Source organism: Pseudanabaena sp. BC1403 (assembly GCF_002914585.1).
Taxonomy (GTDB): Bacteria; Cyanobacteriota; Cyanobacteriia; order Pseudanabaenales; family Pseudanabaenaceae; genus Pseudanabaena.
Window position 1 is genome coordinate 1 of record NZ_PDDM01000005.1, and the last position, 26,413, is coordinate 26,413.

General features: G+C 42.9%; 32 protein-coding genes. 28 read left to right on the plus strand and 4 right to left on the minus strand.

The window, feature by feature from the left end:
* Nucleotides 1–260 precede the first annotated feature (260 nt).
* The 5 genes from CQ839_RS06190 (at nucleotide 261) to CQ839_RS06210 (ending at nucleotide 5,768) form a co-directional block, all read left to right on the plus strand.
* The gene (locus tag CQ839_RS06190) at nucleotides 261–2,417 is read left to right on the plus strand and encodes a Tex family protein (protein WP_103667413.1); all 2,157 of its coding nucleotides are present in this window, start codon (nucleotides 261–263) and stop codon (nucleotides 2,415–2,417) included.
* A 636-nt stretch (nucleotides 2,418–3,053) separates the two neighbouring features.
* The gene (locus tag CQ839_RS06195; RefSeq protein WP_103667414.1) at nucleotides 3,054–3,710 is read left to right on the plus strand and encodes a hypothetical protein; all 657 of its coding nucleotides are present in this window, start codon (nucleotides 3,054–3,056) and stop codon (nucleotides 3,708–3,710) included.
* A gap of 93 nt (nucleotides 3,711–3,803) precedes the next feature.
* Nucleotides 3,804–4,292 carry a hypothetical protein gene (locus CQ839_RS06200; protein ID WP_103667415.1) on the plus strand — a complete coding sequence of 163 codons (489 nt, stop codon included), beginning with the start codon at nucleotides 3,804–3,806 and terminating at the stop codon, nucleotides 4,290–4,292.
* On the plus strand, nucleotides 4,285–4,680 hold the full coding sequence (locus CQ839_RS06205) for a DUF309 domain-containing protein (protein WP_103667416.1): 396 nt from the start codon (nucleotides 4,285–4,287) through the stop codon (nucleotides 4,678–4,680). Before CQ839_RS06200 ends, CQ839_RS06205 begins: the two co-directional genes overlap by 8 nt.
* Before the next feature lie 26 nt (nucleotides 4,681–4,706).
* Nucleotides 4,707–5,768 carry an acyltransferase gene (locus tag CQ839_RS06210; RefSeq protein WP_103667417.1) on the plus strand — a complete coding sequence of 354 codons (1,062 nt, stop codon included), beginning with the start codon at nucleotides 4,707–4,709 and terminating at the stop codon, nucleotides 5,766–5,768.
* Here the strand turns inward: CQ839_RS06210 and CQ839_RS06215 are convergent.
* Nucleotides 5,742–8,510, minus strand: a complete 2,769-nt coding sequence (locus CQ839_RS06215; RefSeq protein WP_103667418.1) for an ATP-binding protein — start codon at nucleotides 8,508–8,510, stop codon at nucleotides 5,742–5,744. The two genes, CQ839_RS06210 and CQ839_RS06215, sit on opposite strands and share 27 nt — an antisense overlap.
* A 643-nt stretch (nucleotides 8,511–9,153) precedes the next feature.
* Between CQ839_RS06215 and rplC the strand changes: the two genes are divergently transcribed.
* The 21 genes from rplC to infA all read left to right on the plus strand — a co-directional run bounded on the left by rplC (nucleotide 9,154) and on the right by infA (nucleotide 20,624).
* Entirely contained in the window at nucleotides 9,154–9,795 is a 642-nt protein-coding gene (gene rplC / locus CQ839_RS06220; protein WP_103667419.1) for a 50S ribosomal protein L3, read from the plus strand.
* Nucleotides 9,796–9,836: 41 nt separating this feature from the next.
* Nucleotides 9,837–10,511, plus strand: coding sequence for a 50S ribosomal protein L4 (rplD, locus tag CQ839_RS06225; protein ID WP_103667420.1), 675 nt, complete (start codon nucleotides 9,837–9,839; stop codon nucleotides 10,509–10,511).
* Between the two features lie 28 nt (nucleotides 10,512–10,539).
* Nucleotides 10,540–10,854: a 50S ribosomal protein L23 gene (locus CQ839_RS06230; RefSeq protein ID WP_094530955.1), complete on the plus strand. Its 315-nt coding sequence runs from the start codon at nucleotides 10,540–10,542 to the stop codon at nucleotides 10,852–10,854.
* Nucleotides 10,855–10,916: 62 nt separating this feature from the next.
* Entirely contained in the window at nucleotides 10,917–11,783 is an 867-nt protein-coding gene (gene rplB / locus CQ839_RS06235; RefSeq protein ID WP_103667421.1) for a 50S ribosomal protein L2, read from the plus strand.
* A 62-nt stretch (nucleotides 11,784–11,845) separates the two neighbouring features.
* Nucleotides 11,846–12,124, plus strand: coding sequence for a 30S ribosomal protein S19 (rpsS, locus tag CQ839_RS06240; RefSeq protein WP_094530961.1), 279 nt, complete (start codon nucleotides 11,846–11,848; stop codon nucleotides 12,122–12,124).
* Between the two features lie 18 nt (nucleotides 12,125–12,142).
* Complete coding sequence (rplV, locus tag CQ839_RS06245; RefSeq protein ID WP_009625485.1) at nucleotides 12,143–12,499, plus strand: 50S ribosomal protein L22; 357 nt, start codon at nucleotides 12,143–12,145, stop codon at nucleotides 12,497–12,499.
* A 2-nt stretch (nucleotides 12,500–12,501) separates the two neighbouring features.
* A complete protein-coding gene (gene rpsC, locus CQ839_RS06250) occupies nucleotides 12,502–13,248 on the plus strand; it encodes a 30S ribosomal protein S3 (protein ID WP_103667422.1) in 747 nt (248 codons plus the stop codon).
* Nucleotides 13,249–13,274: 26 nt separating this feature from the next.
* Complete coding sequence (rplP, locus tag CQ839_RS06255; RefSeq protein ID WP_103667423.1) at nucleotides 13,275–13,688, plus strand: 50S ribosomal protein L16; 414 nt, start codon at nucleotides 13,275–13,277, stop codon at nucleotides 13,686–13,688.
* Between the two features lie 5 nt (nucleotides 13,689–13,693).
* A complete protein-coding gene (gene rpmC, locus CQ839_RS06260) occupies nucleotides 13,694–13,897 on the plus strand; it encodes a 50S ribosomal protein L29 (RefSeq protein ID WP_103667424.1) in 204 nt (67 codons plus the stop codon).
* Between the two features lie 33 nt (nucleotides 13,898–13,930).
* Entirely contained in the window at nucleotides 13,931–14,182 is a 252-nt protein-coding gene (gene rpsQ / locus CQ839_RS06265; RefSeq protein ID WP_094530969.1) for a 30S ribosomal protein S17, read from the plus strand.
* A gap of 3 nt (nucleotides 14,183–14,185) precedes the next feature.
* Nucleotides 14,186–14,554 (plus strand): 50S ribosomal protein L14, encoded by a 369-nt coding sequence (gene rplN, locus CQ839_RS06270; RefSeq protein WP_094530971.1) that lies wholly within the window; start codon nucleotides 14,186–14,188, stop codon nucleotides 14,552–14,554.
* Complete coding sequence (gene rplX / locus CQ839_RS06275) at nucleotides 14,554–14,937, plus strand: 50S ribosomal protein L24 (RefSeq protein WP_103667425.1); 384 nt, start codon at nucleotides 14,554–14,556, stop codon at nucleotides 14,935–14,937. Before rplN ends, rplX begins: the two co-directional genes overlap by 1 nt.
* A gap of 48 nt (nucleotides 14,938–14,985) precedes the next feature.
* The gene (gene rplE / locus CQ839_RS06280) at nucleotides 14,986–15,531 is read left to right on the plus strand and encodes a 50S ribosomal protein L5 (protein WP_103667426.1); all 546 of its coding nucleotides are present in this window, start codon (nucleotides 14,986–14,988) and stop codon (nucleotides 15,529–15,531) included.
* 23 nt (nucleotides 15,532–15,554) lie between these two features.
* A complete protein-coding gene (rpsH, locus tag CQ839_RS06285; protein ID WP_103667427.1) occupies nucleotides 15,555–15,956 on the plus strand; it encodes a 30S ribosomal protein S8 in 402 nt (133 codons plus the stop codon).
* 85 nt (nucleotides 15,957–16,041) lie between these two features.
* Nucleotides 16,042–16,605, plus strand: coding sequence for a 50S ribosomal protein L6 (rplF, locus tag CQ839_RS06290; protein ID WP_103667428.1), 564 nt, complete (start codon nucleotides 16,042–16,044; stop codon nucleotides 16,603–16,605).
* A 65-nt stretch (nucleotides 16,606–16,670) separates the two neighbouring features.
* On the plus strand, nucleotides 16,671–17,036 hold the full coding sequence (gene rplR, locus CQ839_RS06295; RefSeq protein WP_103667429.1) for a 50S ribosomal protein L18: 366 nt from the start codon (nucleotides 16,671–16,673) through the stop codon (nucleotides 17,034–17,036).
* A gap of 43 nt (nucleotides 17,037–17,079) precedes the next feature.
* Nucleotides 17,080–17,697 (plus strand): 30S ribosomal protein S5, encoded by a 618-nt coding sequence (rpsE, locus tag CQ839_RS06300; protein WP_103667430.1) that lies wholly within the window; start codon nucleotides 17,080–17,082, stop codon nucleotides 17,695–17,697.
* 57 nt (nucleotides 17,698–17,754) lie between these two features.
* Nucleotides 17,755–18,198, plus strand: coding sequence for a 50S ribosomal protein L15 (gene rplO, locus CQ839_RS06305; RefSeq protein ID WP_103667431.1), 444 nt, complete (start codon nucleotides 17,755–17,757; stop codon nucleotides 18,196–18,198).
* A gap of 174 nt (nucleotides 18,199–18,372) precedes the next feature.
* Nucleotides 18,373–19,713, plus strand: coding sequence for a preprotein translocase subunit SecY (gene secY, locus CQ839_RS06310; protein WP_103667432.1), 1,341 nt, complete (start codon nucleotides 18,373–18,375; stop codon nucleotides 19,711–19,713).
* Nucleotides 19,713–20,270: an adenylate kinase gene (locus CQ839_RS06315; protein WP_103667433.1), complete on the plus strand. Its 558-nt coding sequence runs from the start codon at nucleotides 19,713–19,715 to the stop codon at nucleotides 20,268–20,270. The genes secY and CQ839_RS06315 overlap by 1 nt, the downstream gene beginning before the upstream one ends.
* A gap of 114 nt (nucleotides 20,271–20,384) precedes the next feature.
* Nucleotides 20,385–20,624 carry a translation initiation factor IF-1 gene (infA, locus tag CQ839_RS06320; RefSeq protein WP_094530993.1) on the plus strand — a complete coding sequence of 80 codons (240 nt, stop codon included), beginning with the start codon at nucleotides 20,385–20,387 and terminating at the stop codon, nucleotides 20,622–20,624.
* Between the two features lie 124 nt (nucleotides 20,625–20,748).
* Here the strand turns inward: infA and CQ839_RS06325 are convergent, their stop codons facing one another.
* Entirely contained in the window at nucleotides 20,749–21,324 is a 576-nt protein-coding gene (locus tag CQ839_RS06325; RefSeq protein WP_103667434.1) for a gamma-glutamylcyclotransferase, read from the minus strand.
* Between the two features lie 162 nt (nucleotides 21,325–21,486).
* Here CQ839_RS06325 and CQ839_RS06330 point away from each other — a divergent pair, with 162 nt between their 5' ends.
* Both CQ839_RS06330 and CQ839_RS06335 read left to right on the plus strand, forming a co-directional pair.
* Nucleotides 21,487–22,731 (plus strand): chromate transporter, encoded by a 1,245-nt coding sequence (locus CQ839_RS06330; RefSeq protein ID WP_103667435.1) that lies wholly within the window; start codon nucleotides 21,487–21,489, stop codon nucleotides 22,729–22,731.
* A 145-nt stretch (nucleotides 22,732–22,876) separates the two neighbouring features.
* Nucleotides 22,877–23,581: a Uma2 family endonuclease gene (locus CQ839_RS06335; RefSeq protein ID WP_103667436.1), complete on the plus strand. Its 705-nt coding sequence runs from the start codon at nucleotides 22,877–22,879 to the stop codon at nucleotides 23,579–23,581.
* On the opposite strand, the gene CQ839_RS06340 is transcribed toward CQ839_RS06335, so the two are convergent.
* Both CQ839_RS06340 and dnaG read right to left on the minus strand, forming a co-directional pair.
* On the minus strand, nucleotides 23,582–24,166 hold the full coding sequence (locus CQ839_RS06340; RefSeq protein ID WP_103667437.1) for a Uma2 family endonuclease: 585 nt from the start codon (nucleotides 24,164–24,166) through the stop codon (nucleotides 23,582–23,584).
* A 38-nt stretch (nucleotides 24,167–24,204) separates the two neighbouring features.
* Nucleotides 24,205–26,163 (minus strand): DNA primase, encoded by a 1,959-nt coding sequence (gene dnaG, locus CQ839_RS06345; protein ID WP_103667438.1) that lies wholly within the window; start codon nucleotides 26,161–26,163, stop codon nucleotides 24,205–24,207.
* Nucleotides 26,164–26,413 lie beyond the last annotated feature (250 nt).

The window sequence follows — 26,413 nt, forward strand, 5'->3', positions numbered from 1 at the left end:
GAAATTTTGGGCAAGGTTAAAACATCATGTCAGTAAGATTATAGGAAAATGTGAAAGTTTATGGGATGCCGTACAGCAAGCCTTCTGTCAATTGTCCTAACTATCCCTTTCTTTGCTATAAAAGCACAAAATGGCGTAGCCATTTTGTGCTTTGGTATTACGTGGAACGCATTTGAGCAAGTCCTAAGGAAAAAGCATTGTGCTACGATATCAAACGTCTTATAAACAAACATATCCAGCCTATGGAGTTGCTTAGATAAATGCAGAATGAACAACTAATAATCCAACTCATAGCCCAAGAACTTTCTCTTCGTACCGAACAAATCAAAAATGCTCTAGATCTATTTGCTGAAGGAGCAACTATCCCTTTTGTTGCCCGTTATCGCAAAGAGCGTACTGGCGAAATGAATGAGATCCAATTAAGAGATCTCCAAGATCGTTATGCATATCTCACAGAGTTACGCGATCGCAAAACCATAATTCTCCAAGCGATCGCTGACCAAGGCAAGCTAACAGATGCGCTGAAAGCCAAAATCGAGGCAAGCATCCAAAAGACAGAACTCGAAGATCTATATCTGCCCTATCGTCCCAAGCGTAGAACTAGAGCTGCGATCGCAAGAGAAAAAGGACTTGAACCACTTGCGGAAGCCATCAAAGCCTTCAACCGTCCGAACATTAATACTGCTTCATTATTGCAAGAAGCCACTAAATATTTGTCAGAACAAGTAAAAACTGTCGAAGAAGCCCTCAAAGGTGCATCAGACATTCTTGCGGAGGAAGTCGCTGACAGTGCAGAATATCGAGCCTACATCAGAGAATACTTGATGCAGTCAGGCTTCTTTGTTTCGCAGATCAAGGCAACTCACGCAGTCGGCACAACCAAATTTGAGATGTACCGCGACTATCAAGCGAAAGTCAAGGCGATCGCACCCCATAATCTTCTTGCTTTGTTGCGAGGTGAAACTGAAGAAATCCTGACCCTCAATCTAGATTTTGACGAAGAGCATGTGCTGAGTTACTTAGAGGCGCAACAAATTCGGGCGAAGACTCCAGCCGTAAAGCAGTTTTATCAAGATATGCTCAAGGATGCCTTTAACCGCTTGATCAAAGCTTCGGCGATCGCATCGGTAATCATGGAGAAGAAAGCTTGGGCGGATGGAGAATCGATCAAAACCTTTGAAACTAATCTGCGAGATTTGCTATTAGCCGCTCCCGCAGGGATGAAACCGACCCTTGCGATTGATCCAGGATTTCGCACAGGATGCAAGACTGCCGTAATTAGTGAGACTGGTAAGTTTCTGGAATATCAAACGATCTTTCCGCATCAGGCGCTAGCGCAAAGAGAGCAGGCTGCGCGGACTTTGAGAACTTTGATTGAGAAGTATCAAATTCAATTGATTGCGATCGGTAATGGTACGGCGGGACGAGAAACTGATGCTTTTGTGATAGAAGTTATTCAAGGATTAAAAAATCCACCGATCAAGGTAATGGTAAACGAGTCGGGGGCTTCGATTTATTCCGCTAGTCCTGTTGCGATCGCGGAGTTTCCCGATCTAGACTTAACGGTACGTGGTGCTGTCAGCATTGGGCGACGCTTGCAAGATCCTCTGGCAGAGCTAGTAAAAATCGATCCGAAATCAATCGGTGTTGGACAATATCAGCATGATGTCGATCAGAAATTATTAAAAAAGAAGCTTGACGAAACTGTAGAAAGTTGCGTTAACTTCGTCGGTGTAGACCTGAACACAGCTTCTAAAGAACTGCTCACTTTTGTGTCTGGACTGAGCGCCACCGTTGCCAATAACATCATCACCTATCGCAATCAAAATGGAGCTTTTCGCGATCGTCGTCATTTGCTGAAAGTTACTAAGCTAGGCGCAAAAGCTTTTGAACAAGCGGCGGGATTTTTGCGGATTCGCGGCGGTGTTAATCCCTTAGACAACACTGCTGTTCATCCCGAAAGCTATAGTGTTGTGGAGGCGATCGCCCGTGATCTGAATGTGGATCTATCAAAAATCTCGCAAGCGGCGGATAAACTGAAGACGGTAAATCTCAAGAAATATGTAACGGATGCGATCGGTGAGCCAACTCTACGCGATATTTTACGAGAGCTAGAAAAGCCAGGTCGTGACCCGCGTGCGGAGTTCAAATATGCTACTTTCAGCGATGCAATTCAGAAAATTTCTGATCTGCAAATCGGCATGGAGATAGAAGGGATTATCACCAATGTGGCTAATTTTGGCGCGTTTGTGGATATTGGTGTGCATCAAGATGGATTAATCCATATTTCGCAATTAGCCGATCGCTTTGTAAGCGATCCGAAGCAAATCGTCAAAGTTGGTCAGGTGGTAAAGGTGCGCGTTTTGGAGGTGAATGAATCTCTGAAACGAATTAGTTTATCAATGCGATCGGTGTAAAGGCTGCAATGACTTTCTGCTATAGCAATGTAAGCTTTGCTTACATTCCATGCCTTTCTCCTTGACTCTGCCTCTATATTTTACACTTTACCCCTTAGCTGGCCAGTGACGCGATCGGTACAGACTTTGGTGTTTTATATTTAATTGTACGTGGGTAGTTATAGATGTCGCCAAGTGTACTTTGTCCTAGTACACTTGGCGACATCTATAAGTCTAGACTTTAGGAGATTTCTTTCGGTGCGCACTTAAGAAACCATTTAAGAATTGTCTAGATCCCCCCCAGCCCCCCTTAAAAAGGGGGGAGAATTAAATTCTTCCCCCTTTTTAAGGGGGATTGAGGGGGATCTCTTAGAGCTTTTGACCGCAGAAAGTAATTCTTAAATGGTTCCTAATGTTACTTAGGATTGCTATATTCATGTGGGGACAAGAGTGCAAAAGTATCTTTTTGTAACACTTTCAACAGAAATATGACTATTTATTTTATTGCAAAGTGTTGTAAACATTTTTGGTGTTAGTTTATTGATGTTAGGTTAGAGAATATTTCAAAAAATCTAAAAGCTGGATTTTTCTAATACTCAGAGTGCCAAGCAGCATTTTTCAGATAGGTTATTAAAGGCGATTAGTGCGGGTAGTTTTATGACTGTTAATGTTAGCGAATCTTTGTTTGAGCAGATTCTCGAATATCTTCGAGTAAGGACTGAAGCAAGCGATCGCATTGCCGAAAATTTGCTCAAAACACTTAAAAGTTTGACATCTAGCAGTACCTCAGCTTCAGTTCATCAGTCAAGCAGCGATCGCGTCGATGATCTAGCAACACAATTTGGACAAAAACTATTCGACGCATGGAAAGAGCTAGCTGACTTGCAAGTGGGTGAAAACTACTGGAGCTATCCTGTCATGTTTGAAGACCTTGCCGAAACAATGGAAATATCCGTTGATATCTTTGTGCAATATTTGGCAAATGTGCAGATTGGTAGTTTGCAGCTTATCCAAGGACGTGGCTATAACTATCAAGTCAATGGACAGCAAGCTGCTTCTTTGACTTTTCACTCTGCCCCAACTCTCAAAAAAGCGGCAATTCCCAATATCAATGATAAAAAACAAGGTGCGGATCATAAATCCTTGGGTAAGACTTTTAAAGTAGGCGATCGCGTGGCGGTAAATGAGAATCGCCAGCAATATGCCAATCATAAAGGTGTCGTTGAGCAGGTAATTAGTGTCAGCTGTCGTGTCAAATTAGACAATGGTTGGACAGCATTTTTACCTAATCATTGTTTAGATCACATCACATAAAAGCCAAAAGAGAAAAGGGGCGCATCGCGCCCCTTTTCTCTTTTGGCTTTTATACTGTAATTTTAACTGATAGGATAACAAGTCTTGAAAAATATGACCTTTGAAGAGGCGATCGCCTATACAGAAGCTTTGCTTTCACGCAAAGACTTAGATGAATCACAACTAGAATCAGAAATTTCGGCACTTGTGCAAACTTCAAATGGAGCAAGAGGATTTTTTGTGTGTTTCTTGACTGGTGAATGGAAATTAGCAGATGCACCTAGCACTCATATTATTAGAGCTTTGCAATCTGCTCCTCATGCGATCGCAGAACTGCTTGTCAAAAATCTCGCTATGTCCACAGCCATGGCAATTTTCCATCGTCGCGTAGGTAATGAAGACCAAGCCCAAGACTCCGATCTCGTCGCTAGGAGGACTGCAATTTTAATTGAGAAAGTAGATCTTACTGAAGTTTATGAAATTGCTACGCAAATGCGTAACTCGGCAATCGGAAATCATGGGAACTATGTATCTTTTCTGGAAAAATGGGGATATGATGCCGAACAAAAACAAGCGATCGCAAATGTACTAGCCAATGGTTGATCCAGCATTTGAAGAGGCGATTACCCAGTTTAACAGTGGTGACTATTATGCCTGCCACGATACTTTAGAGGCAATTTGGAATGATTCTTGGCAAAGCGATCGGGCTTTTTATCAAGGGATTTTACAAATTGCCGTTGGTCTATATCACCTCAAAAGTCAAAATTGGCATGGTGCAGCGATTCTCTTAGGTGAGGGCACAAGCCGCTTACCAGCATATCTTCCTGATTATCAATCTATTGATGTTGAAACTTTGTTGGTAGATAGTTTACTGATCTTGCGTAAAGTACAGACAAATGGGAAAGAAGGAATCGCGGACATATGGAAACAAATGGTGCAGGGTGATTTAAAGATTCCTAAGATCACTAGATCCAATCTTGAAAATGCTTAGTGCCATCAAAATAAATTTTACAAAATATGACTTGGGAACTCTCTGATCTACTGCGTGCGATCGCTACAACTATCGTTATTGGTATTCATGCTTCGCATCATTGGTGGTTTGGAGTGCATGATACAAATACGATCAATCTTGAGATTTTTATAGACACAATCATTAACCAAGTTGGGCGCTTTACAGTGCCAATATTTGTAATCTTGTCAGGCTTTGCCCTAGCGAAGTCGGAAGAGAAAAGACCTTTTGATTTGCAAATATTCTTTCAACGCCGCCTGTGGCGTATCGTGCCGCCCTACGTTCTATTCACTTTACTCAATATAATTGGGCAGAGCCAGTTTCAGAAAGCAGATTGGCTGGAGCGTGGACAACTAATTATTCAATTACTTTCTACAGGTATGGGTGACTATCACCTTTACTTTTTAGGAATCATTTTTCAATGCTACATAGTATATCCAATCCTTCGGAGCATCTTATTTACAAAATGGAATTTGTATATTCTAATGTTTGTCACCTTTGCTCTATTTAGCTTGAGATGGGTATCGGCAACTTTTGATTTACTAGTAAATATTACAACTTTCTTACCCAACGGTAATCACGTAATTTATTGGTTGTCCTATTTCCAAATCGGTATTTGGCTAGCTAAGGATCACGGTTGGACTAGTTCTTTGGTGACGAAATGGCGATCGCAATCTTGGGGATATTTATTTGCGATCGCAGCAATTGTCGAACTAAGCGAATTCTATTGGACAGCGATACTCAAGAACTCTGCTGAAGCTGTCGGTCATTATGCTCGACCAACTGTAGTTTTGCTGACATTGACTTTCTTGCTATGGTCTGTGTCTTGGCAAAACTGGCAAAAAAACAAAAGCTCCATCCAAAAACTATGGCAAGCTATTCAACCCCAAATCAAAACTTTTGCCAAGGCAAGCTTTACTACTTATCTAGTTCATGTTTGGGTGTTGCGTGCGATCGCTCCTTTAGAAATAGTTGGAGGAATTCTATATATTCCATTAGCAACAAGTATTTCTTGGCTAACTGGCATTATCCTCTGGCAACTTTTACAACGCTTTGCTGTATCTCTTTAACAGTGCATCTAGTTCATCTATCTTTATTGGTTTACTAATAAAATCATCCATCCCAGCCAAAGTACAAATCTCACGATCTTCCTCCATCGTATTTGCGGTCATCGCCACGATTTTAACCTTCTTAATTGCCATTGTGTCTTTCTCTTTTTGTCGGATGATGCGAGTTGCACCCAATCCATCCATTTCAGGCATTTGGATGTCCATCAAAATCAAATCATAAAATTTATGCTCTAGTGCATTAAGTACCTCAAGTCCATTCACAGCAAGATCTGCTTGATAGCCAAGTTTTTTCAAAAACTTCAAAGCAATTATTTGATTATAGGTAATATCTTCAACCAATAGAATTCGCAAAGAATTAGATACATCTTGTTTATTAGTCTCTTTTATAATTTCTATGGAGGGTTGAACAGAAACTAGGATCTGACTTTGTTTAATATCTACATCGGATAATTGCTCCACTAATTGCTCAACTTCAAGATCAAACTGAAAAATTGTACCTTTATTTAAAGCACTACTTACCGAAATATGACCACCCATGCAATGAGCAAACTGTTGACTAATCGCTAAGCCTAATCCCGTTCCAGTTTGTGATTCTTTCCCCGAAGAAGTTTGTACAAAAGCTTCAAATAAATTATCGATTTCTTCTGGAGCAATTCCTATCCCAGAATCTTCTAATTCATAATGAATAATAGCTTTTGAAGATTCGTCTTCTTTATCCATTAAGGAAACACGAAGAAGTACATAGCCTTTATCCGTAAACTTGATCGCATTTCCCAGTAAATTCAATAAAATCTGTCTGAGTTTTCGCTCATCAGCTTTAATATACTGAGGGGAATTGGGATGTACGGCAAAGATTAACTGTAAATTTTTATCCTTTGCCTTAATTTGCATCATCTCTCGCAAATTATGCAAAAACAAATGAAAGTCAAACTGAGTCTCATTAAGAATAATCTTACCTGCTTCAATCTTCGACATTTCTAAAATGTCATCGATTAAGCATAGTAAATGCTCGCTGCTGTAATTAATAATGTTAACGTATTCCCCGACCGATTGAGTTAGAGAATTATCAAGATTCATCAATTGAGTGCATCCCAAAATTGCATTAAGAGGAGTTCTCAATTCATGACTCATTCGTGCCAAAAAACTACTTTTAGCCAGGTTTGCAACTTGAGCGCGTTCAGCTTCTAGCCTCAGTGCTTGTTGCGACAATTCAAGCGCTGCAAGCATGAGCGTACTTCTCAATTCTGTCGCAGTCTCAATCTCCACTTCATTCCAAGACAAAGACTTTGTTCTGACAGTTTCTTTCCATAATTCAAATGATCGTTGTGGAGTTAGCTCCCATTCATCATCAAGAGCTAATTTGTTAGGATCGCCAGCCCAATTAACAGTTTGGACAACTTCACTGCGAAACCAAATAATATGATAGGAAGCATGATTGAGCGAGATAGAAATCGCTAATATTCCACTGGCTATATCCTTAACAGCTTGCGCTTCGGGATATAGGTGACTCAAGCAATTGGTATGAAAAACATCCTCAGATTTAGTATCTAGCCATGAAATTAATGAGCTGACAAATTTTTGAGAAGGGCAAGTTCCAATTTCGGAAATGCGATCGCTAAGACAGATGGTTACACCTTGAGCCTTAACCAGATCCAACAAATTCTCTGCATTTTGGGAGAATATGTCGTTTATTGATTGATGCGGGTCGAGGATATTCCGTTTAAATTTAGCTTGAATGATCTTGATTCTTTCTTGAGCATTCTTTAACTCTTGCTCATATCTGCTGACGATTTCGATGGACATGACTTGCGCCAAAAACTCACAGGCTTTTCTGGCTTCATAGTCAATATACCTTGGAGAAAAGCGATGACAGGCAATCAATCCCCATAATTTACCTGCATTAATCAAAGAGATGCTGAAAGAAGCAGAAACCCCCATCTTTTGTAAATACTTGATGTGAATTGGGGAAACACTTCTCAACGTACTGAAGCTTAGATCGATTGGTCCCTGAGTAATTGGATTGTTTAATGGAACAATTGGGACAGGGTGTGAATTAACATCGACAATTTGTCGAAGCCAGTTTTTATAGTAAAGCTTTCGCGCAAGTTCAGGAATATCAGCAGCAGGAAAATGTAATCCTAAAAAGGATTCTATCTGTTCATCTTTAGACTCAGCGATTACAACGCCGCTATTGTCTGTCTCAAATCGATAGAGCATTACGCGATCGTATTGAGTTATTTTGCGAATTTCCTGAACCAGCAAGTCTGACATTTCGGTGAAGCTCTCTGCCTGTCTGACATTAGCTGCCGCAGATTTCGCCAAATGATAAAAACTAAAACTAGAATCAATATCTGTAGATAAAGGTTCTAATTCTAAAACCAGTAATCCATCAGAGCGATGCATTATTCCCTGAAATAAATACGTCTTCTTTTCTATTTGAACAGTTATTTTAGTTGGATTAAATATCCCCAAATCTTTTTGAGCAAGAAAAGACACTAGGGTATCAATTTGAGGCTTTGGAAATAGAGTGCTTAAATGCTTCCCAATCAATGAGCTAGCTGGAGTATTGAAAAAGTCAATTGTGTTGGCACTAATCTGAGCGATTGTCAGATCTAGCTCGTTGAAAGCTACCAAAATGCCATGTGGCTGAATATGCCCCAATAAATGAATCTGCTCGCGATCGCAGTTTTCGTAACCAAATGGGTTTGAAGCGTTAGGCGATATAGATTGTACTTCTATCATTTCTTACTCTTCCCACCTATATTTGCTTCACAGTTTATAAAATCATAATTATTTGTAGTCTTAATATTATAAGTTCAAATTTATTATCGCTAAAAGCTTATATAGTTATTAATAAAAACTATTGTAACTAGATCTAGGTTAATAAAAGCCAAAGAAGCTGATTCGCCCGCTTTGCGGGCGAATCAGCTTCTTTGGCTTTTATATTTAATTATGCCTATCTACTTAACTGGAGATGGTGAAGCTGGAGTAATTAGTCCGACTCATCTAAATTTTTAACTTTTTTCTGAAAACTATAGACAAAACGTCTCACATAGAGTTATGATTATTAATCGTGACTAAAAACAGAAACTAAGTGAAATAAGCCAATGCGTTTCCTTCCTTAAGTCTGAGTCACGCTTTGGTATAGCGACATAAAGAAAGTCAAAAGTCTTTTAAACCTATAACAACCAACCCAAGAGATTGAGTTTCTCACATCTAGTAGTTTGACTAGATATCTTCTGTAAGTCGTCTCGAAGTCCGTTAAACAGCCTTCAAAACCAATACTTCTTACTAAGATCGAAACCGATCTCTTTTGAGCCTGTCAAAAATCGGCAGAAATATTCTGCGCGAAAATTTGAAAGTCAAGCAAGCGGAGCTAATTTTAATGACTGTCGGAATTCTCGGCACAAAACTTGGGATGACCCAAGTATTCGATTCGGATGGCAACGCTGTTCCTGTAACCGTTGTCCTAGCAGGTCCCTGCACTATCACACAAGTCAAGACCGAAACCAAAGAAGGCTATAAAGCCATTCAAATTGGCTACGGTAAGACCCGCGAAAAGCTTCTTAGCAAGCCAGAACTGGGACATTTGAAAGTCTCAGGTGCTGAACCTGTTAAGCATCTTCGTGAGTATCGTCTTGATAATGTTAGTGATTTCACTATTGGTCAGACTCTAGATGTAAGTCAGTTCAAGGATGGCGACATCGTTGACGTGATTGGAACTAGCATCGGCAAAGGTTTTGCTGGTTACCAAAAGCGCCACAACTTTGCTCGCGGTCCAATGGCTCACGGTTCTAAAAACCACAGACAACCTGGCTCGACTGGAGCAGGTACAACCCCTGGTCGTGTATATCCAGGTAAGCGCATGGCTGGTCGTCTTGGCGGTAAGCAAATCACCGTGAAGAAGCTAACTATAGTCAAAGTCGATGCAGCGAACAATGTGTTGCTAATTAAAGGAGCAGTCCCTGGTAAACCTGGCGCATTGCTTAACGTCATTCCTACCGTAATTATCGGCAAGGCGAAATAAGGACTAAGTAGTTTGTTCGTGAGATCGAGAGAATATAAGTTATGCCTACAGTAATAGATTGGACAGGGAATGAAGTTGGTGAAGTAAGCCTTGAATTGCGTGTTGCCAAAGAAGCAAGTGCAAAAGGTTTAGTTCATCGCGCCCTTGTCAGACAGTTAGCCAATGCCCGTCAAGGCACAGCCAGCAGTAAGACTCGCGCTGAAGTCCGTGGTGGTGGTCGTAAGCCTTTTAGACAAAAGGGTACTGGTCGCGCCCGTGCTGGTTCGACTAGATCCCCACTCACTCGTGGTGGTGGTGCAATTTTTGGACCTAAGCCTAGAGACTACGAAACCAAGATGAACCGCAAGGAGCGTCGTCTTGCACTTCGTACCGCATTTATCAGTCGTTCATCAGATTTGATTATTGTTGAAGATTTTGCCGTAAATCTTGCTCAGCCTAAGACTAAGGAATTATGTCAAGCTCTTGAGCGTTGGGGTGTCACCGTTGGCAAAAAGACCCTGATCATCACTGATCGTAAAGAAGAAAACATTGTTTTGTCTGCGCGTAACATTCAAAACTTGCAGCTGATCGCTGCCGATCAGCTCAATATGTTCGACATTCTCAATTCTGAAAAGATTGTGGCAACCCGCTCAGCGATCGCCAAGATTCATGAAGTATATGGTGGCGACGCAAAGTTGGTAACTGAGATCGTAACCACGGTCGAAGACGCAGAATAACGGAATCTAAGTAGAAGAAAGAAACAACATGGCTAAGATCCCCACCGAGTTCGATCCCCGTCGCTTGCCCGACATCATTCGTCGCCCTTTGCTCAATGAAAAGGCAACCCGACAACTTGAAAGCAACAAATACACATTTGATGTTTTTCATGATGCTACTAAACCTGAGATCAAGGCAGCTATCGAAAGCCTTTTCTCAGTTACGGTCAAAAAAGTGAACACCCATAATCCACCCGCACAAGCGCGTCGTATTGGTAAGTTCGCAGGCAAACGCGCTCAAATCAAAAGAGCGATCGTCACCCTCGCAGAAGGCAGCAAAATCGATTTGTTCCCCGATGTGTAAGCAATAGCTTTTTACAAAAAAGGCAAAATCAGAGAACTGTTCTTTAACAAAATCAGACAATTATGGGCGTTCGTGCATATAAACCGTATACCGCTAGTACAAGACAAACTGTTGTCTCGGACTTCTCGGAAATCACCAAATCTGAACCCGAAAAGTCTTTAACTAGCCACGTCCATCGTAAAAGAGGACGCAATAATCGTGGTGTCATCACTAGCCGCAGACGTGGCGGTGGTCACAAGCGTTTATATCGGATCATCGATTTCAAACGCAACAAGCGTGACATCATCGCTGAAGTAATTGCGATCGAGTACGATCCTAACCGCACCTCTCGGATTGCTCTTCTCCAGTACGAAGATGGCGAAAAGAGATATATCCTCGCACCGAAAGGTATTTCTGTCGGCAACAAAATCCTAGCTGGCTCAAGCAACGTTCCCTTTGAAATCGGTAACGCGATGCCATTGGTAAACATCCCCCTTGGTACGATTGTTCACAACGTGGAACTAGTTCCTGGTAAGGGTGGACAAATTGTGCGATCGGCTGGAGCTGGTGCTCAAATTGCAGCAAAAGAAGGTGATTTCGTTACCCTTAAGCTTCCTTCTAGCGAAGTTCGCTTGATTCGTAAAGATTGTTTTGCCACCATTGGACAAGTTGGTAACCTCGATCATAGCAACACCAGTCTTGGTAAGGCGGGTCGTAGCCGTTGGTTGAACCGTCGTCCGAAAGTCCGTGGTATGGCGATGAACCCCATCGATCACCCCCATGGTGGTGGTGAAGGTTGCGCTCCAGTTGGACGTAGTGGCCCTGTTACGCCTTGGGGTAAGCCAACCTTGGGCTATAAGACTCGCAAGAAAGGTAAACTCAGTGATGCCTTGATTGTTCGTCGCCGTCGCAAGTCCTCGAAGCGCGGTAAGGGCGGACGTAACGCCTAATCATATATTTCCCCGCTACGCTGGCAAATATATATTCAAAGTTTTTACAGAGAGTACAAATTATGACGCGATCGCTAAAAAAAGGTCCTTTTGTTGCCGATCACTTAATGACCAAAATTGAGAAGCTGAACGCCAAAGGCGAAAAGCAAGTTATCAAAACATGGTCTCGCGCTTCCACCATTCTTCCTCAAATGATCGGGCATACAATTGCTTGTCACAACGGAAAACAGCACGTTCCTGTATATGTCACGGAGCAAATGGTAGGACACAAACTCGGTGAGTTTGCCCCTACTCGTACCTTCCGCGGTCATGCTAAGAGCGACAAAAAGGCCAAGAGATAGGTAGACAGGTAGTTAAAAATGATCCTCGCCCAAAACGAAATCCCTGCCGTAGCCAAATATATTCGGATGTCACCTCACAAGGTGCGTCGAGTACTCGACCAAATCCGTGGTCGTAGCTACCGCGAAGCATTGATGATTCTTGAGTTCATGCCCTATCGCTCCTGCGAACCAATTACGAAAGTATTGCGTTCTGCCGTTGCTAATGCTGAACATAATGCAGGACTTGATCCCGCATCCCTAGTAGTTAACCAAGCCTTTGCCGATATGGGACCTAGCCTCAAGCGCTTCCGTCCCCGCGCTCAAGGTCGCGCTTACCAAATCCGTAAGCCAACGTGCCACATTACGATCACCGTCAAACCATCGGAGGAAGAATAGGTATGGGTCAGAAGATTCACCCAACAGGGTTACGCCTCGGCATCACCAAGTCCCATCTTTCTCGTTGGTACGCTGATGTCAATCGCTACGGCATTCTCGCTGAAGAAGATAGCAAAATTCGTAAGTTTATCGAAAAGACTCTGAGTAATGCTGGTATCGCCGAAATCTTGATCGATCGCAAGGCTGATCAAGTAGATCTCGAAATCCGTACTGCTAGACCAGGTGTTGTCGTTGGTCGTGGTGGCGCTGGTATCGAACAATTACGTGTCGGACTAGTGAAACACCTTGAACAAGATGGTTCTCTGAAGAAGACAGGTACTAGCCAAGTTCGGATTAACGTCACTGAAGTAACCAGAGTTGATGCGGAAGCGCCTCTCATCGCTGAATACATCGCTCAGCAAATCGAACGTCGTGTTTCCTTCCGTCGTGTTGTTCGCCAAGCTATTCAAAGAGCTCAGCGTGCAGGTATCGAAGGAATCAAGGTGCAAATCAGTGGTCGCCTTAACGGTGCTGAAATCGCCAGAACTGAGTGGGTGCGTGAAGGTCGTGTTCCTCTGCATACATTGCGTGCTGACATCGACTATAGCTACAAAACTTCCAGAACTATTTATGGTGTTATTGGCATCAAAGTCTGGATCTTTAAAGGCGAAATTATTCAAGGCGAAGAAGCTCCTGCTCCTGCCGCACAACCCCGTCGCCGCCAGCAACGTCGTCCCCAATTTGAGGATCGTTCTAGCGCTGAAGGATAAACTTCTGTCATCTAGAGTTTTGAAACATGTTAAGTCCTAAACGTACAAAATTTCGTAAGCAGCAACGCGGTCGGATGGCGGGCCCTGCTACCAGAGGAACCGAGATCAACTTTGGTGATTACGCCATGCAGGCTTTAGAGCCTTCTTGGATTACCGCTCGTCAAATCGAGGCTGCTCGACGTGCCATGAACCGTTATATCCGTCGCGGTGGCAAGATTTGGATTCGTATTTTCCCAGACAAACCCGTAACCATGCGTCCTGCTGAAACCCGTATGGGTTCTGGTAAAGGTGCTCCTGAGTTTTGGGTGTCAGTGGTTAAGCCAGGTCGCATCATGTTTGAAGTAGCTGGCGTGACTGAAGAAACCGCAAGAGAGGCAATTCGCTTGGCGGCTGCCAAGATGCCAATCAAAACCAGATTCGTTATCCGTGAAAAGGAGTAAAAGATATGGCACTCCCAAAAGTCCAAGAAACTAGAGAGCTATCTGATGAAGAGTTGCAAGCTCAAGTCTTGTCTGTCAAGAAAGAGCTATTTGATCTGCGTTTCAAGCAGGCAACTAGACAACCCGTCCAGCCACATCAGTTCCAACATGCTAAGCATCGTTTGTCTCAACTGATGACCGTCGAACGCGAACGTCAGTCCAGAGCTTAAGAAAGCTATTTACAAAACATAGGAATTTTAGCAATGGCAGTTAAAGAAAAAGTTGGCGTTGTCGTCAGCGACAAAATGCAAAAAACGGTGGTTGTCGCGGTCGAAAACCGTACTTCCCACCCCAAATATGGAAAAATCGTGGTCAAAACGACTAAGTTTAAAGCCCACGATGAAGAAGATAAAACCCGTGAAGGCGATCGCGTCAAAATTCGGGAAACCCGTCCCCTCAGCCGTACAAAGCGATGGGAAGTTGTAGAGATTCTCTCATCTAGCTCGGAAGCATAAGCCATGATTCAACAAGAGTCTTATTTAAATGTGGCGGATAATAGTGGAGCTAAAAAACTACTATGTATCCGCGTGCTGGCTGGTGGTAACCGTGCCTTTGGCGGAGTTGGTGATGTGATTATCGCCACCGTTAAGGACGCAGCGCCCAACATGCCAGTTAAAAAATCGGATGTAGTTCGCGCTGTCATTGTTCGTACCAGAGCATCTATCAACCGTGAAAGCGGCATGAGAATTCGCTTTGACGACAATGCCGCCGTAATCATCAACCAAGACGGCAACCCCAAAGGAACCCGCGTATTTGGTCCAGTTGCGCGTGAGTTGAGGGATAAAAACTTCACCAAAATTATCTCCCTAGCGCCAGAGGTACTGTAATGTCATTCAAGTCAAAGCCTGCCTATCGCGGCAACCGCAATTCTTTCAAGATTCATGTCAAAAAAGATGATGTGGTTCAAGTAATTTCAGGAAGCTCTAAGGGAACTGTGGCTAAGGTACTACAAGTATTTCCCAAGGACAGCACCATCATTGTTGAAGGTGTTAATGTCAAGACTAAGCACATTAAGCCTCAGGCTGATGGTGAGTCTGGACAAACTATTACCCGCGAGTTTCCGATTCACAGTTCTAAAGTGTTGTTGTATTCCGAAAAGGAAAAGACCGCTAGCCGCTCTTGCTTCACCTTTACGGATGATGGCAAGAAAGTAAGAATGTTGAAAAAGACTGGTGAAATCGTCGATTCCGTCCAGACTGAAAAGAAGTAATTCTATATAACCTGACCAAGCCCAGGAAAACTCATCGAGGAAGATAAAATGCTAACAAGATTTACCGAAGTCTATAAAAATCAAGCTGTTCCCAAGTTAATGGAGCAGTTCAAGTACACCAACATCCATCAAGTTCCTACATTTGAAAAAGTAGTGATCAACCGTGGTCTCGGTGAAGCTGCTCAGAATGCTAAGTCCCTAGAAGCTTCTTTGATCGAAATTGCAACGATCGCTGGTCAAAAGCCCGTAGTAACCAGAGCCAAGAAAGCGATCGCAGGTTTCAAATTGCGTCAAGGAATGCCCGTCGGCATGATGGTCACACTCCGCCGCGACAAGATGAATAACTTTTTGGATCGTCTGATCAATTTCTCATTGCCTCGCATCCGTGATTTTCGCGGTGTTAGCCCTAAGAGCTTTGATGGACGCGGTAACTATACCCTCGGTGTTCGCGAGCAACTTATCTTCCCCGAAATCAGCTACGACAGTATTGAGCAAATTCGGGGGCTTGATATTTCCATCATCACCACTGCCAACACGGACGAAGAAGGACGTGCGCTCCTGAAAGCAGTTGGTATGCCCTTTAGAGAATCATAAGTAGATCGAATTAGGAGATAAGGATGGCTACCAACGACACCATCTCGGACATGCTTACCCGCATTCGCAATGCAACACTTGCAAAGCACCAGACAACCTCTATCCCTGCCACAAGGATGACGTTGAGCATTGCCCGAGTGATGAAACAAGAAGGTTTTATCGCAGATTTTGAAGAAACAGGCGAAAACATCGACCGCGCCTTGGTCGTCGCCCTCAAGTATGAAGGCAAGAATCGTCAATCGATTATCAAGCGCCTCAAGCGCGTCAGCAAACCTGGTTTACGGGTTTACTCAAACTCTAAAGAATTACCCCGTGTATTGGGTGGGATCGGCATTGCGATCATCTCCACCTCTAAAGGGATCATGACCGATCGCGAAGCCCGTAAACAGGGAGTCGGCGGTGAAGTCCTTTGCTATATCTGGTAATTCAGATCTTTTAGATTGCTTAATCTAGATCTGTAATTCAGGCTGTTAACTCAGCAAATAACATCACAAGCAACGGAAAACAGACATGTCTCGTATTGGAAAACGTCCCATTCCTCTTCCCCCTAAAGTTGCGGTCTCTATCGTAGGGCAAGAGGTTACTGTCAAAGGACCTAAAGGCGAACTTAAGCGTGTGTTGCCCAACACTGTAGAAATTCTGCAAGAAGAAAGCAACTTGATTGTCAACCGCGCTAATGAATCTCGTCCTGCAAAGCAACAGCACGGTCTTTTCCGCACCCTCGTTGCCAACATGGTCGAAGGTGTGTCAACTGGCTTTCAGCGCAAGTTGGAAATTCAAGGTGTTGGTTATCGTGCCAACCTAAACGGCAGCAATATTGTTCTTACTGTTGGCTATAGCCATACAGTTGACATCATTCCTCCCGTTGGAGTTTCACTTGGCGTTGAAGATGCTACGGGCAAAAAAGTCCCTCAAGGAACATTTATTGTCGTCGAAGGAATTGACAAAGAAATCGTCGGTAACTTAGCAGCAAAAATTCGCGCTGTACGTCCACCTGAAGTTTACAAAGGTAAGGGCATCCGCTACCTCGGCGAATTTGTCAGACGTAAGGCTGGTAAGACTGGTAAGAAGTAAGGATAAGATTTTCTGGCTTCTTTATTTAATCTTCTTAATTTTCGTAATCTTCATATATAAAAAACATGAGTGCTAATAGTCGTAGACAAGCAACCATAAGCCGCCACAAGCGAATTCGTAAAGGTATGTCGGGCACGCCCGAACGTCCCCGCTTGGCAATTTATCGCTCTAACAATCACATCGTGGCGCAAGTGATTGATGATGTAGCGCAGCATACGCTAGTCGCTGCATCGACCCGCGAATCCGATGTTCGTGAAGGTCTCAGCACTACTGCCAACTCTGAAGCTTCGGCTAAGGTTGGTGCTTTGATTGCTGAAAGAGCGATCGCACAGGGAATTACCAAAGTTGTGTTCGACCGTGGTGGAAACCTCTATCATGGAAGAGTCCAAGCTCTCGCTGAAGCTGCCCGCGAAGCAGGTCTAGATTTCTAACGCATCGAATCATCCAGCAGTGAATCAGTAGATAGAAACAAATATGGCTAAGAATAGAGAATCAAGACCAGGTGCTGGTCGCGACAGTGGCAGCGGCGACAGTGGCGATAGCAACCGCGATGAAAAACGCAAAGGCAAGCGCGATAGTAAAAAAAGCGATCGCGCTCGTACTGAAAAAGAATCTGAATGGCAAGAACGTGTTGTCCAAATCCGCCGCGTAACTAAGGTTGTCAAGGGTGGTAAAAAACTCAGCTTCCGTGCGATCGTCGTTGTCGGTAATGAGAAAGGACAGGTCGGAGTTGGCGTTGGTAAAGCTGCCGATGTTATTAACGCTGTCAAGAAAGGTGTCGCCGATGCTAGAAAACATGCGATCGACGTGCCTTTGACAAAGAGTAATTCCATCCCACATCCTACCAACGGGATCGGCGGTGGCGCTAAAGTGATGATCCGTCCTGCTTCTCCAGGTACTGGGGTAATTGCTGGTGGTGCTGTCAGAACCGTACTAGAACTAGCTGGTGTCAAAAATATTTTGGCAAAGCAACTTGGTTCTAGCAGTCCTCTGAACAATGCTCGTGCGGCAATTAATGCCCTTGCAACCTTGCGTACTTTTGGTGAAGTTGCCAGAGCGCGTGGTATTACGCTGGAACAGCTATTTAACTAAATATTTTTAAATTCTTGCGGAGCAAGAATTTAAAAAAATAGTCACTAAGGAAAAACTATGAGAATTGACGATCTTCAGCCTCAAGAGGGCTCTCAGCATCGCAAGCGTCGTCTAGGACGTGGTATTGCCGCAGGGCAAGGTGCTAGCGGTGGTTTCGGTATGCGTGGTCAAAAATCTCGTTCAGGTCGTCCCACCAGACCTGGTTTTGAAGGTGGTCAAATTCCCCTTTACAGACGAGTACCCAAACTTAAGCATTTTACAATTGTCAATCCTAAGCATTTCACAATTGTTAATCTTGACCAATTAAGCGGATTACCTAAGGGTACAGTAGTAAATCTTGATTCTTTAATGGAAGCAGGAATTATTACTCAAAACGACGGTGTATTACGTGTATTAGGAAGAGGTGAAGTCACTGTAGCGCTTACAGTTCGTGCTCACTCGTTTACAGCATCTGCTAAGAGCAAAATCGAAGCTGCTGGCGGCACTGTAGAAGTTGCCTAGTTATAAAGAGAATATGTGGCGGAGCGCTAAGCGTTTCGCCACATATTCTCTTTTGTTGTTTTAGAAGAACCTCGCGTTACGCTTTTCTCTATGCAACTACAATATTTAAATATCTTAAGTTAGGAGGAGTTTTGCGCCTCCTAACCCAATCACTAGCTTGAGGTAAGTTTAGTTATGGTTGTTAGTAAGGGAAAGAACCCAACAGCACAAGAAACTTTTATGCAAATGGCTCAAGCCGCAGGGCTAAGAGGCCGTTTGCTAGTTACTGTTGGTGTTTTGATATTGGTTAGACTTGGCATTTACTTGCCATTGCCGGGGGTTGATCGCCTGAGATTTACGGAAATTGTTAAAAATAATGCCGTAGTTAATTTCTTAGATATTTTCTCTGGTGGAGGTTTATCACTACTAGGTATTTTTGCCCTTGGTATTTTGCCATTCATTAATGCCTCGATCATCATGCAATTGATGACATCTGCTCTCCCAAGTTTAGAAAATCTTCAAAAGAATGAAGGTGAAGCTGGGAGAAGAAAAATTTCTCAATACACCCGCTATGTTGCCTTTGTTTGGGGTGTAATCCAAAGCTGGGGGCTTGGCGTTTGGGTGCAGAACTCTGGAGTGCTGTCAGATCCAGTCTCTAACTGGATTACGGTTGGCGATGGTCGAGTTATTTTGTCTAGCTTTATTTTTCAGACGACAGTAGCTTTGGCGGCTGGCTCGATGTTTGTGATGTGGGCTGGCGAACTAATTACGGAGAAAGGTGTTGGAAACGGTGCTTCTTTACTGATTTTTATTAGTATTGTCGCCAACTTACCAACTTCTCTGGGTGATACGATCGCGCTAGCTCAAAAAGATAGCTCACGAGTTGGTGGGGTCATCTTATTGTTAGTGATATTCTTGATTATGATTGTGGGGATTGTGTTCGTGCAGGAAGGAACAAGGCGAATTCCAATTATCTCTGCACGTCGTCAGGTTGGCCGCAAACTATACCGTGAGCAAGCTTCTTATTTGCCTTTGCGCTTAAACCAAGGCGGCGTTATGCCAATCATTTTCGCCTCATCGGTGATGATTCTGCCTGCTTACTTGAGTCAAAGTATTAATAACGAGGTATTTGTGGCGATCGCTACTTGGATTTCTCCTAGTGGCCCTGGTCATATTCCCGTGTATATGTTGCTGATTTTAGGATTTAGCTTCTTTTATTCGACTCTAGTTCTCAATCCTGTAGAACTATCGCAGAACCTGAAGAAGATGGGTAGCAGCATTCCTACGGTACGACCTGGTACAGCAACTTCAGACTATATCAGCCGTATTTTGAACCGATTGACTTTACTCGGATCAGTCTTTTTGTGTGGCATTGCGATTATTCCTAGTGCCCTCGAAAAAGCCACTGGCGTATCCACCTTTAGCGGTATTGGTGCTACTTCGTTACTGATTTTGGTTGGTGTCGCGATCGAAACCTCGAAGCAAATCCAAACCTATGTGATCTCTCAACGTTATGAAGGCATGGTGAAACAGTAATGCCTAGAGTGATTTTGATGGGGCCACCTGGAGCAGGTAAAGGTACACAGGGCGAGATTTTGGCTGAATCTTGGCAAGTGCCGAGAATTGCTCCTGGAGATATTTTTCGGGCCGAGATTAAACAAGGCTCTGAATTAGGTCTAAAAGTTAAGTCTTTTAGTGATTCGGGTACATTGGTTCCTGATGCTGTTGTGATTGAGGTAATTGAGGCAAGATTGAGACAGCCTGATACTCAGGTTGGTTGGATTCTTGATGGCTTTCCGCGTACAGTAGCTCAAGCTGAGGCTTTAGATACTTTATTAGCGGAGATAAATCAGCCCTATGACTCGGTGATTAATCTTGATGTGCCAGATCAGTTTTTGATTGATCGCTTGTTAGCAAGGGCGAGCGATCAAGGGCGTGCTGATGACACTGAGGAAGTGATCAGTAATCGGTTGCAAGAGTACAATTCCAAAACTAGACCTTTGCTAGAATTTTATGGAAATAAGGTTACGCAGATTGATGGCACACCGTCGATGCCAGAAGTAACTGAGACAATCAAAAAATTCTTTGCATAAATGCGTTGATATTTGATTAAGTAACTCTTTATCAAATATCTATCTCATGTTGTAAGCGCTTTGCGATCGCAACATAATACATAAAGAACTAATACTAAATTTGGGAGAGTTTGTTTGTCAAAAGAAGATTCTATTGAAATGGAAGGGACGGTAACTGAGTCACTTCCTAATGCTATGTTTCGGGTTGCACTCGATAATGGCTTTAATGTACTTGCTCACATTTCGGGCAAGATCCGTCGAAATTACATCAAGATTTTGCCTGGCGATCGTGTGAAGGTGGAACTAACGCCCTATGACCTTACCAAAGGACGCATTACCTACCGCCTTAAAAATCAAGGCGGCGGCAAGAAATAAAACAAAAAGCAACGACTGTACAGTCGTTGCTTTTTGTTAATATCCAAAAAATAATTTGCTGTGCAAAGCTAGCTATAGCTAATCAATACAGCTAGAGAGTTTCGGCACGAAGCGCCGAAACTCTCTAGCTGTATTGTCGTTTGTGAAGTGACTGCAATTGGTAGATATGATAAAACAATTGCCAAAAATATTTTTCGGTCAACCCACAAGTAGAAGCCCCTCGCAGCACTACATTTGAATACCAATCATTTGGGGCAAGTTCACGAGACAACTTATTTACAACACTGTAAGTTCTTACATTTGCGTAAACCTTTTGATCAATGCTAACTGTGATCAATTCATGCTGATAGCCACCTCTCGACACATCCTCGCGCATATCAAGCTGATCGCTTAAACGCATGGGCAAGCTGTATAAAACACCCTCAACATAAGAATTTGCATCTTTGACAATATCTAAGCAACCACAATCACGGTGAGGAGATCGATAATAAAATCCAAGCTTGTACCCACTTAACCTCGCTACCCCAACAACATAATGATGGGCTGCCTCACCAAGCGATCGCTTCAAATCTACAGGACACATACAAGAGCCGTAAGCGAAATAGTAAAACATCGGCTCGGATTGATGACATGACTCTAGATGAGAACTTTCTAAAGTCTGTAAGTACTGTACTGAGTCTGATTTGAGCGAATCTACCATATCTGTAAGTTAGGCAAAAGCTATCTAGTATTCTGGGATACCTGCAAAAAGTATAAAGCTTTGTGTATGCTCATTTGAATTAACTATTTAGATAATTCAAGTGCTAAAGGCTTTATTGATGATTGATGGAATCAAGTATGTCGCGCCTAATTTTAAAAAAATATGCCTGAGTATACAAAAAAAGATCCAGAGCTAGAATCTAATTCCCTATTAGATGCTCAAGTGGGTGATCGAGTTCCAGAAACTCAGTTATCGCCAAAAACAGGATTGTGGGAATTAGCAATAGTTTTTGCTAAGCTCGGTGCGATCGCCTTCGGGGGGCCAGCCGCGCATATTGCTCAGATCGAGTTAGAAATAGTGCAGCGTCGTCAATGGCTCAGTCGCGAAAAGTTATTAGATTTGTTAGGTGTTACCAGTCTAATCCCAGGTCCTAATTCTACCGAATTGACAATTCATATCGGGCTGGAGCGAGCTGGATGGCGAGGGGCAATCGTGGCGGGAGTTTGTTTTATAACCCCTGCGATGTTATTAGTGTGGGGATTAGCGATCGTTTATGTGGAATACCAAACTATTCCTGCCGTTGGTTGGCTATTGTACGGAGTCAAGCCAGTAATTATCGCAATTATTGCTCAAGCTGTATGGAAATTAGGGCGATCGGCCTTAAAAAATATCCCAACTTGGTGCGCAGGGATTTTAGTCCTAGCTCTATATTTTCTGAAAATCAATGAAATCGCACTAATGCTCGGCGCAGGAATCACCGTTAGCCTCGTTCATAACTTAACATCCTTCAAGAAAAACAAATCCCTATCAATCTTCCTTTTTCCTTTTTCCTTTTTCCCTTTTCCTTTAGTAGTTATAGCTACTACTGCAGCTTATCCCAAGACTTGGACAGCAGTATTTCTAAGCTTTCTCAAAATTGGTTCTGTTCTCTATGGCAGTGGCTATGTACTATTAGCTTTTGTGCAACAAGAATTTGTCGATCGCACTCATTGGCTAACTTCACAGCAATTATTAGATGCTGTAGCGATCGGGCAGTTTACTCCAGGGCCTGTATTTACGACCGCGACTTTTATTGGTTATCTTGTTGCTGGAAATTTGGGTGCGATCGCAGGGACGATTGGTATATTTTTACCAGCGTTTATTCTCGTTCCATTGATCAATCCATTTGTGGCAAAATTACGCAAATCGCCTTGGACAGCAGGTTTTCTTGATGGTGTAAATGCGGCTTCTATGGGGTTAATGGCGGCTGTTGCCTTGGAATTAGGGCGCGGCACTTTGATTGATATTTGGACAATTATTGTAGCGATCGCTAGTCTCTTCGTTCTACTTAAATTCCCAAAAGTTAATTCTGCTTGGTTGGTGATTGCTGGTGCTGCGATCGGCTGGCTGATTAAATTCAACCAATAAAAAGTGCTGCAAGTAAGGAAACGCTATACTAAACACAGCAAATTACTTAAAATCATAAAAAAGGTAAGAGTGGGCGGCGCTTCGCGCCGCCCACTCTTACCTTCTAAGTCTATGACTACCAAATTTTGCGGTTGAGGTCAATTTTATGGTTCTCCAAGTCTCACCCATCAAAATCGAGCCAAAAATTACTTGGGAAGCTTTACCTGCTGACTTCGTATTACCTGACGATCCTGTGGAAAATATTCAACAACCGATTTTGGCTGCTGCTCTGACCGATGCCTTAGGAGCAGCAGGACTAATTCAGCCAGAGATGCTCATTGGTTCCAACTTTGGTTTAGTTGCCTCAGTCAATTCTCGTACTATTGTCAAAGCTCCTGATTGGTTTTATGTGCCTAAGGTCTATCCCATTAGTGAAGAATTTACTCGGCGTAGTTATACCCCTAATTTAGAAGGTGAGCCTGTAGCGATCGTGATGGAATTTCTCTCGGAAACAGAAGGTGGTGAGCTTTCAATCAGGGTCACGCCTCCCTATGGCAAGCTTTATTTCTACGAACGAATTCTCCAAGTGCCGACCTATGTTATTTACGATCCTGCTGTCCCAAGCCTAGAAGTGCGCTGCTTACAGAATGGTCGTTATATACTTCAAGAAGCTAATGCTCAAGGACAGACATGGATCCCAGAACTAGAACTGTTTCTAGGTATTTGGTCAGGAACGAGGCTAGGACAGTCGATGAATTGGTTGCGTTGGTATGATCGATCTGGCAAGTTGCTATTATGGAGTGCCGAAAAAGCAGAAGTATTAGCGGCAAAATTACGCGAACTTGGCGTTGATCCTGATGCTTTGACTTGATTAAAAAGATAGCTCTTGAAATAGTTCTGATAAGGAAAGACTAAAATCAGGAATAACATCTTCTCCATCAAGGCTATCTTCCAGTTGCAAAAGCTTTGATGGTTTAGGTTTATGGTAAACCAATACACATTCTTCATCAGGTAAGATTACCCATACCAACCGAGTCCCATTCTCAAAATACTCTACGAGCTTGTTATGGATTTCCTCAAAAGTGTTATTGGGAGAAATAATCTCTACAGCTAAATCTGGAGCCCCATCAAAAAATCCTTTTGGTAGTCGTTTTAATCCTTGCAAACGTTCTTTAGCAATAAATGCAAGATCAGGCGATCGCTTATTGCCTGTTTTCATCTTGAAAGCTGTACTAGAGTCACAAGTTACACCAAGCTTATGAGTACGTACAAATCCTGTCAAAAAATATCCGAGAGTAAGTGCTAAATAGCCATGCTCTACACCTGAATTTGCCACAACAATTAGCTCTCCATCCACATATTCATAAAGGTTGCCATTTTCAGGTAATGACATAAACTCTTGATCTGTCAAAGCTTTAGGGTTAGCTAATTCTAGATTGGCGATCGCTTGGGTCATTAGATTTAAGTCCACAGATTAAACTAAAATATATCATTTCAAAACTCAATAATATTCGTCTCACTCGTGCTAGTACCTGACAGATCGAGATAATTAACTTCAATCTGTTTACGGATTTCGGCTTTACGTTGTCTTGCTTCTTTTACTTTGGCTTGACATTCATAACCGAAAGCAGGATTGGCAATCACATCGATACTTTGATATTTGCTTAACCAGTCTTTCTCATGCTTCTCGCACATGATATATTGAATTTTAGCGATCGCAGTTCTCACCACGATCTGGGGACGTAATAAACCTATGCGTGAGTTTTCGTCAAGCCAGAGCAGATGCTGGAGTTGCTCAGCCACCTCTGTTGTTTCTGCACAGAGAATCTGTAATTGTTGCACTAAATGATCGGGGTAAGGCTCTTCCGCAGCAAGGGAAGTTTTTTTCTCTTGAATTAGATTGAGAATAATTTGCCAAAGATAGCGATGATTGGATTGCGTAAATTCAATATTCTCTTCGTCCGCAATCTCTTGATATAAATAAGCACGATGTTGGGGAAAATGCAGATAAATTTGTAAAAGTTGCGTTTCGGCAATATGTAGCGAATTTGTGGTCGTGGTTAGTGACGGTGCAGGCTTATTGCTGTTCCAGCGCGTGTTGCGTAACTGACGACGCAGATCTTGCTCTAGACGCAATGCAAGATAAGAATTGCCTTGCGATAAGCGTTGCGCGGAAGTATGGATGTAATGGGTGCGAAAGAAAGAATCAACGGGCAGATTATTTAATAATTGTGCGATCGCTTGGCTGCTTTTTTGGAAGCGATCGGCTTGGTTAAGATCTTGACCTAAAAGGATTTGATCGATCTGCCAATCGAGGAATAATGGTGCATTTTTAAGTAAATCGCGATATGCCTCTGCACTATGTTGTTTGAGATACTCATCGGCATCTTTGCCATCGGGCATCGTCAAAACTCGCAACTGCACGGTTCCATTAAATACTAATTCTTTAAATCCTGCGATCGCCTTTTCCGCTGCCGTAATTCCTGCCTTATCGGCATCGAAGTTTAGAATTACATTCTTGGTTTCGGTATATCGCAATAACTGCTTCATTTGGTCAGCATTAAGAGCTACACCCATCGTTGCGATCACCTGCTCAATTCCTGCTTGATGCAAGGCGATCGCATCGAAATATCCTTCTACTACAATTGCTTGGTCAGACTTAGCGATCGCATCGCGAGCCTTATCCATTGCGAATAGAATTGATCCCTTACTGAATAGTTCTGTTTCAGGAGAGTTAAGATATTTTGGCTCTTCGTCTCCTAATGATCTCCCACCAAATGCAATTACACGACCTCTCGTATCGTGAATAGGAACCATTAGGCGATCGCGGAAGCGATCGTAAAATCCATTACCTGTTTTGCGCGGAACGATCAAGCCTGCTTCTTCAACTAAACTCACAGGGATCTGCTTTTGCTGCACCAGATAACCCATTAAAGTTTCCCAGCCAGCAGGCGCATAACCCAGTTGAAATTTCTGGATTGTATCTTTGCTCATTTGCCGCTTTTCGCTGAGATAGGCAAGCGCTGCTTTGCCCTGATGTGCATAAAGGGCATGTTGATAAAAACTGGTGGTCAAAGCCATCACTTCATAAAGGCGATCGCGATGGGAAATTTGGCGCTGGATTTCTTTGGCTTTTTCAGGTTCGACTGTGGCAATGGGAACGTTATATCGTTTCGCCAAATCTAAAACTACGTCAGAGAACGATCGCTTATCGATCTCCATCAAAAATTTGACTGCACCACCAGCGGCACCACAGTTAAAGCAGTGATACATTTGCCGAGATGGATTCACCGTCAGCGCTGTAGCATTTGTTCCATTGTGAAAAGGGCAAGCGCCCCGAAAATTTGCCCCACTTTTGCGTAGTACAACATGCTCGGAGACGATATCTACGATGTCTGCCCTTTGACTTACTTGGTCAATGGTGTCTTTGTGGATTTGGAACTGTGCAGACATGATCGCGATCGCCTATTTGTAAACCGCATTATGCTCATATCATTTTATATCAATCACCATCAAAAAGCAGACTAAATATTTTGTACGATAAGTGATTTCAATAATTTTCGTTTCTATCTAATATTGCAGTTTTCATTTTCCCTATGAAAATGAAAACAGGGAACCAATACTATGATTGTTGTTTATTTCGTAAATGAGTACGCACTCATTTGCAAAATGCTATAAGTTCTGAATCCAATTACAAATTATT

What these genes read in the sequence shown, in the direction of transcription:
- CQ839_RS06340 (WP_103667437.1), bottom strand. Translation starts at nt 24,166, where the DNA reads ATGACCCAAGCGATCGCCAATCTAGAATTAGCTAACCCTAAAGCTTTG.
- CQ839_RS06325 (WP_103667434.1), bottom strand. Translation starts at nt 21,324, where the DNA reads ATGGTAGATTCGCTCAAATCAGACTCAGTACAGTACTTACAGACTTTA.
- CQ839_RS06190 (WP_103667413.1), top strand. Translation starts at nt 261, where the DNA reads ATGCAGAATGAACAACTAATAATCCAACTCATAGCCCAAGAACTTTCT.
- CQ839_RS06335 (WP_103667436.1), top strand. Translation starts at nt 22,877, where the DNA reads ATGGTTCTCCAAGTCTCACCCATCAAAATCGAGCCAAAAATTACTTGG.
- CQ839_RS06330 (WP_103667435.1), top strand. Translation starts at nt 21,487, where the DNA reads ATGCCTGAGTATACAAAAAAAGATCCAGAGCTAGAATCTAATTCCCTA.
- rpsS (WP_094530961.1), top strand. Translation starts at nt 11,846, where the DNA reads ATGACGCGATCGCTAAAAAAAGGTCCTTTTGTTGCCGATCACTTAATG.
- CQ839_RS06205 (WP_103667416.1), top strand. Translation starts at nt 4,285, where the DNA reads ATGGTTGATCCAGCATTTGAAGAGGCGATTACCCAGTTTAACAGTGGT.
- rplX (WP_103667425.1), top strand. Translation starts at nt 14,554, where the DNA reads ATGTCATTCAAGTCAAAGCCTGCCTATCGCGGCAACCGCAATTCTTTC.
- rpsC (WP_103667422.1), top strand. Translation starts at nt 12,502, where the DNA reads ATGGGTCAGAAGATTCACCCAACAGGGTTACGCCTCGGCATCACCAAG.
- rplP (WP_103667423.1), top strand. Translation starts at nt 13,275, where the DNA reads ATGTTAAGTCCTAAACGTACAAAATTTCGTAAGCAGCAACGCGGTCGG.
- secY (WP_103667432.1), top strand. Translation starts at nt 18,373, where the DNA reads ATGGTTGTTAGTAAGGGAAAGAACCCAACAGCACAAGAAACTTTTATG.
- CQ839_RS06230 (WP_094530955.1), top strand. Translation starts at nt 10,540, where the DNA reads ATGGCTAAGATCCCCACCGAGTTCGATCCCCGTCGCTTGCCCGACATC.
- dnaG (WP_103667438.1), bottom strand. Translation starts at nt 26,163, where the DNA reads ATGTCTGCACAGTTCCAAATCCACAAAGACACCATTGACCAAGTAAGT.
- rpsQ (WP_094530969.1), top strand. Translation starts at nt 13,931, where the DNA reads ATGGCAGTTAAAGAAAAAGTTGGCGTTGTCGTCAGCGACAAAATGCAA.
- rplF (WP_103667428.1), top strand. Translation starts at nt 16,042, where the DNA reads ATGTCTCGTATTGGAAAACGTCCCATTCCTCTTCCCCCTAAAGTTGCG.
- CQ839_RS06200 (WP_103667415.1), top strand. Translation starts at nt 3,804, where the DNA reads ATGACCTTTGAAGAGGCGATCGCCTATACAGAAGCTTTGCTTTCACGC.
- rplV (WP_009625485.1), top strand. Translation starts at nt 12,143, where the DNA reads ATGATCCTCGCCCAAAACGAAATCCCTGCCGTAGCCAAATATATTCGG.
- rpmC (WP_103667424.1), top strand. Translation starts at nt 13,694, where the DNA reads ATGGCACTCCCAAAAGTCCAAGAAACTAGAGAGCTATCTGATGAAGAG.
- CQ839_RS06195 (WP_103667414.1), top strand. Translation starts at nt 3,054, where the DNA reads ATGACTGTTAATGTTAGCGAATCTTTGTTTGAGCAGATTCTCGAATAT.
- CQ839_RS06315 (WP_103667433.1), top strand. Translation starts at nt 19,713, where the DNA reads ATGCCTAGAGTGATTTTGATGGGGCCACCTGGAGCAGGTAAAGGTACA.
- rplE (WP_103667426.1), top strand. Translation starts at nt 14,986, where the DNA reads ATGCTAACAAGATTTACCGAAGTCTATAAAAATCAAGCTGTTCCCAAG.
- rplN (WP_094530971.1), top strand. Translation starts at nt 14,186, where the DNA reads ATGATTCAACAAGAGTCTTATTTAAATGTGGCGGATAATAGTGGAGCT.
- rpsH (WP_103667427.1), top strand. Translation starts at nt 15,555, where the DNA reads ATGGCTACCAACGACACCATCTCGGACATGCTTACCCGCATTCGCAAT.
- CQ839_RS06210 (WP_103667417.1), top strand. Translation starts at nt 4,707, where the DNA reads ATGACTTGGGAACTCTCTGATCTACTGCGTGCGATCGCTACAACTATC.
- rplR (WP_103667429.1), top strand. Translation starts at nt 16,671, where the DNA reads ATGAGTGCTAATAGTCGTAGACAAGCAACCATAAGCCGCCACAAGCGA.
- rplO (WP_103667431.1), top strand. Translation starts at nt 17,755, where the DNA reads ATGAGAATTGACGATCTTCAGCCTCAAGAGGGCTCTCAGCATCGCAAG.
- rplC (WP_103667419.1), top strand. Translation starts at nt 9,154, where the DNA reads ATGACTGTCGGAATTCTCGGCACAAAACTTGGGATGACCCAAGTATTC.
- rplB (WP_103667421.1), top strand. Translation starts at nt 10,917, where the DNA reads ATGGGCGTTCGTGCATATAAACCGTATACCGCTAGTACAAGACAAACT.
- CQ839_RS06215 (WP_103667418.1), bottom strand. Translation starts at nt 8,510, where the DNA reads ATGATAGAAGTACAATCTATATCGCCTAACGCTTCAAACCCATTTGGT.
- rpsE (WP_103667430.1), top strand. Translation starts at nt 17,080, where the DNA reads ATGGCTAAGAATAGAGAATCAAGACCAGGTGCTGGTCGCGACAGTGGC.
- rplD (WP_103667420.1), top strand. Translation starts at nt 9,837, where the DNA reads ATGCCTACAGTAATAGATTGGACAGGGAATGAAGTTGGTGAAGTAAGC.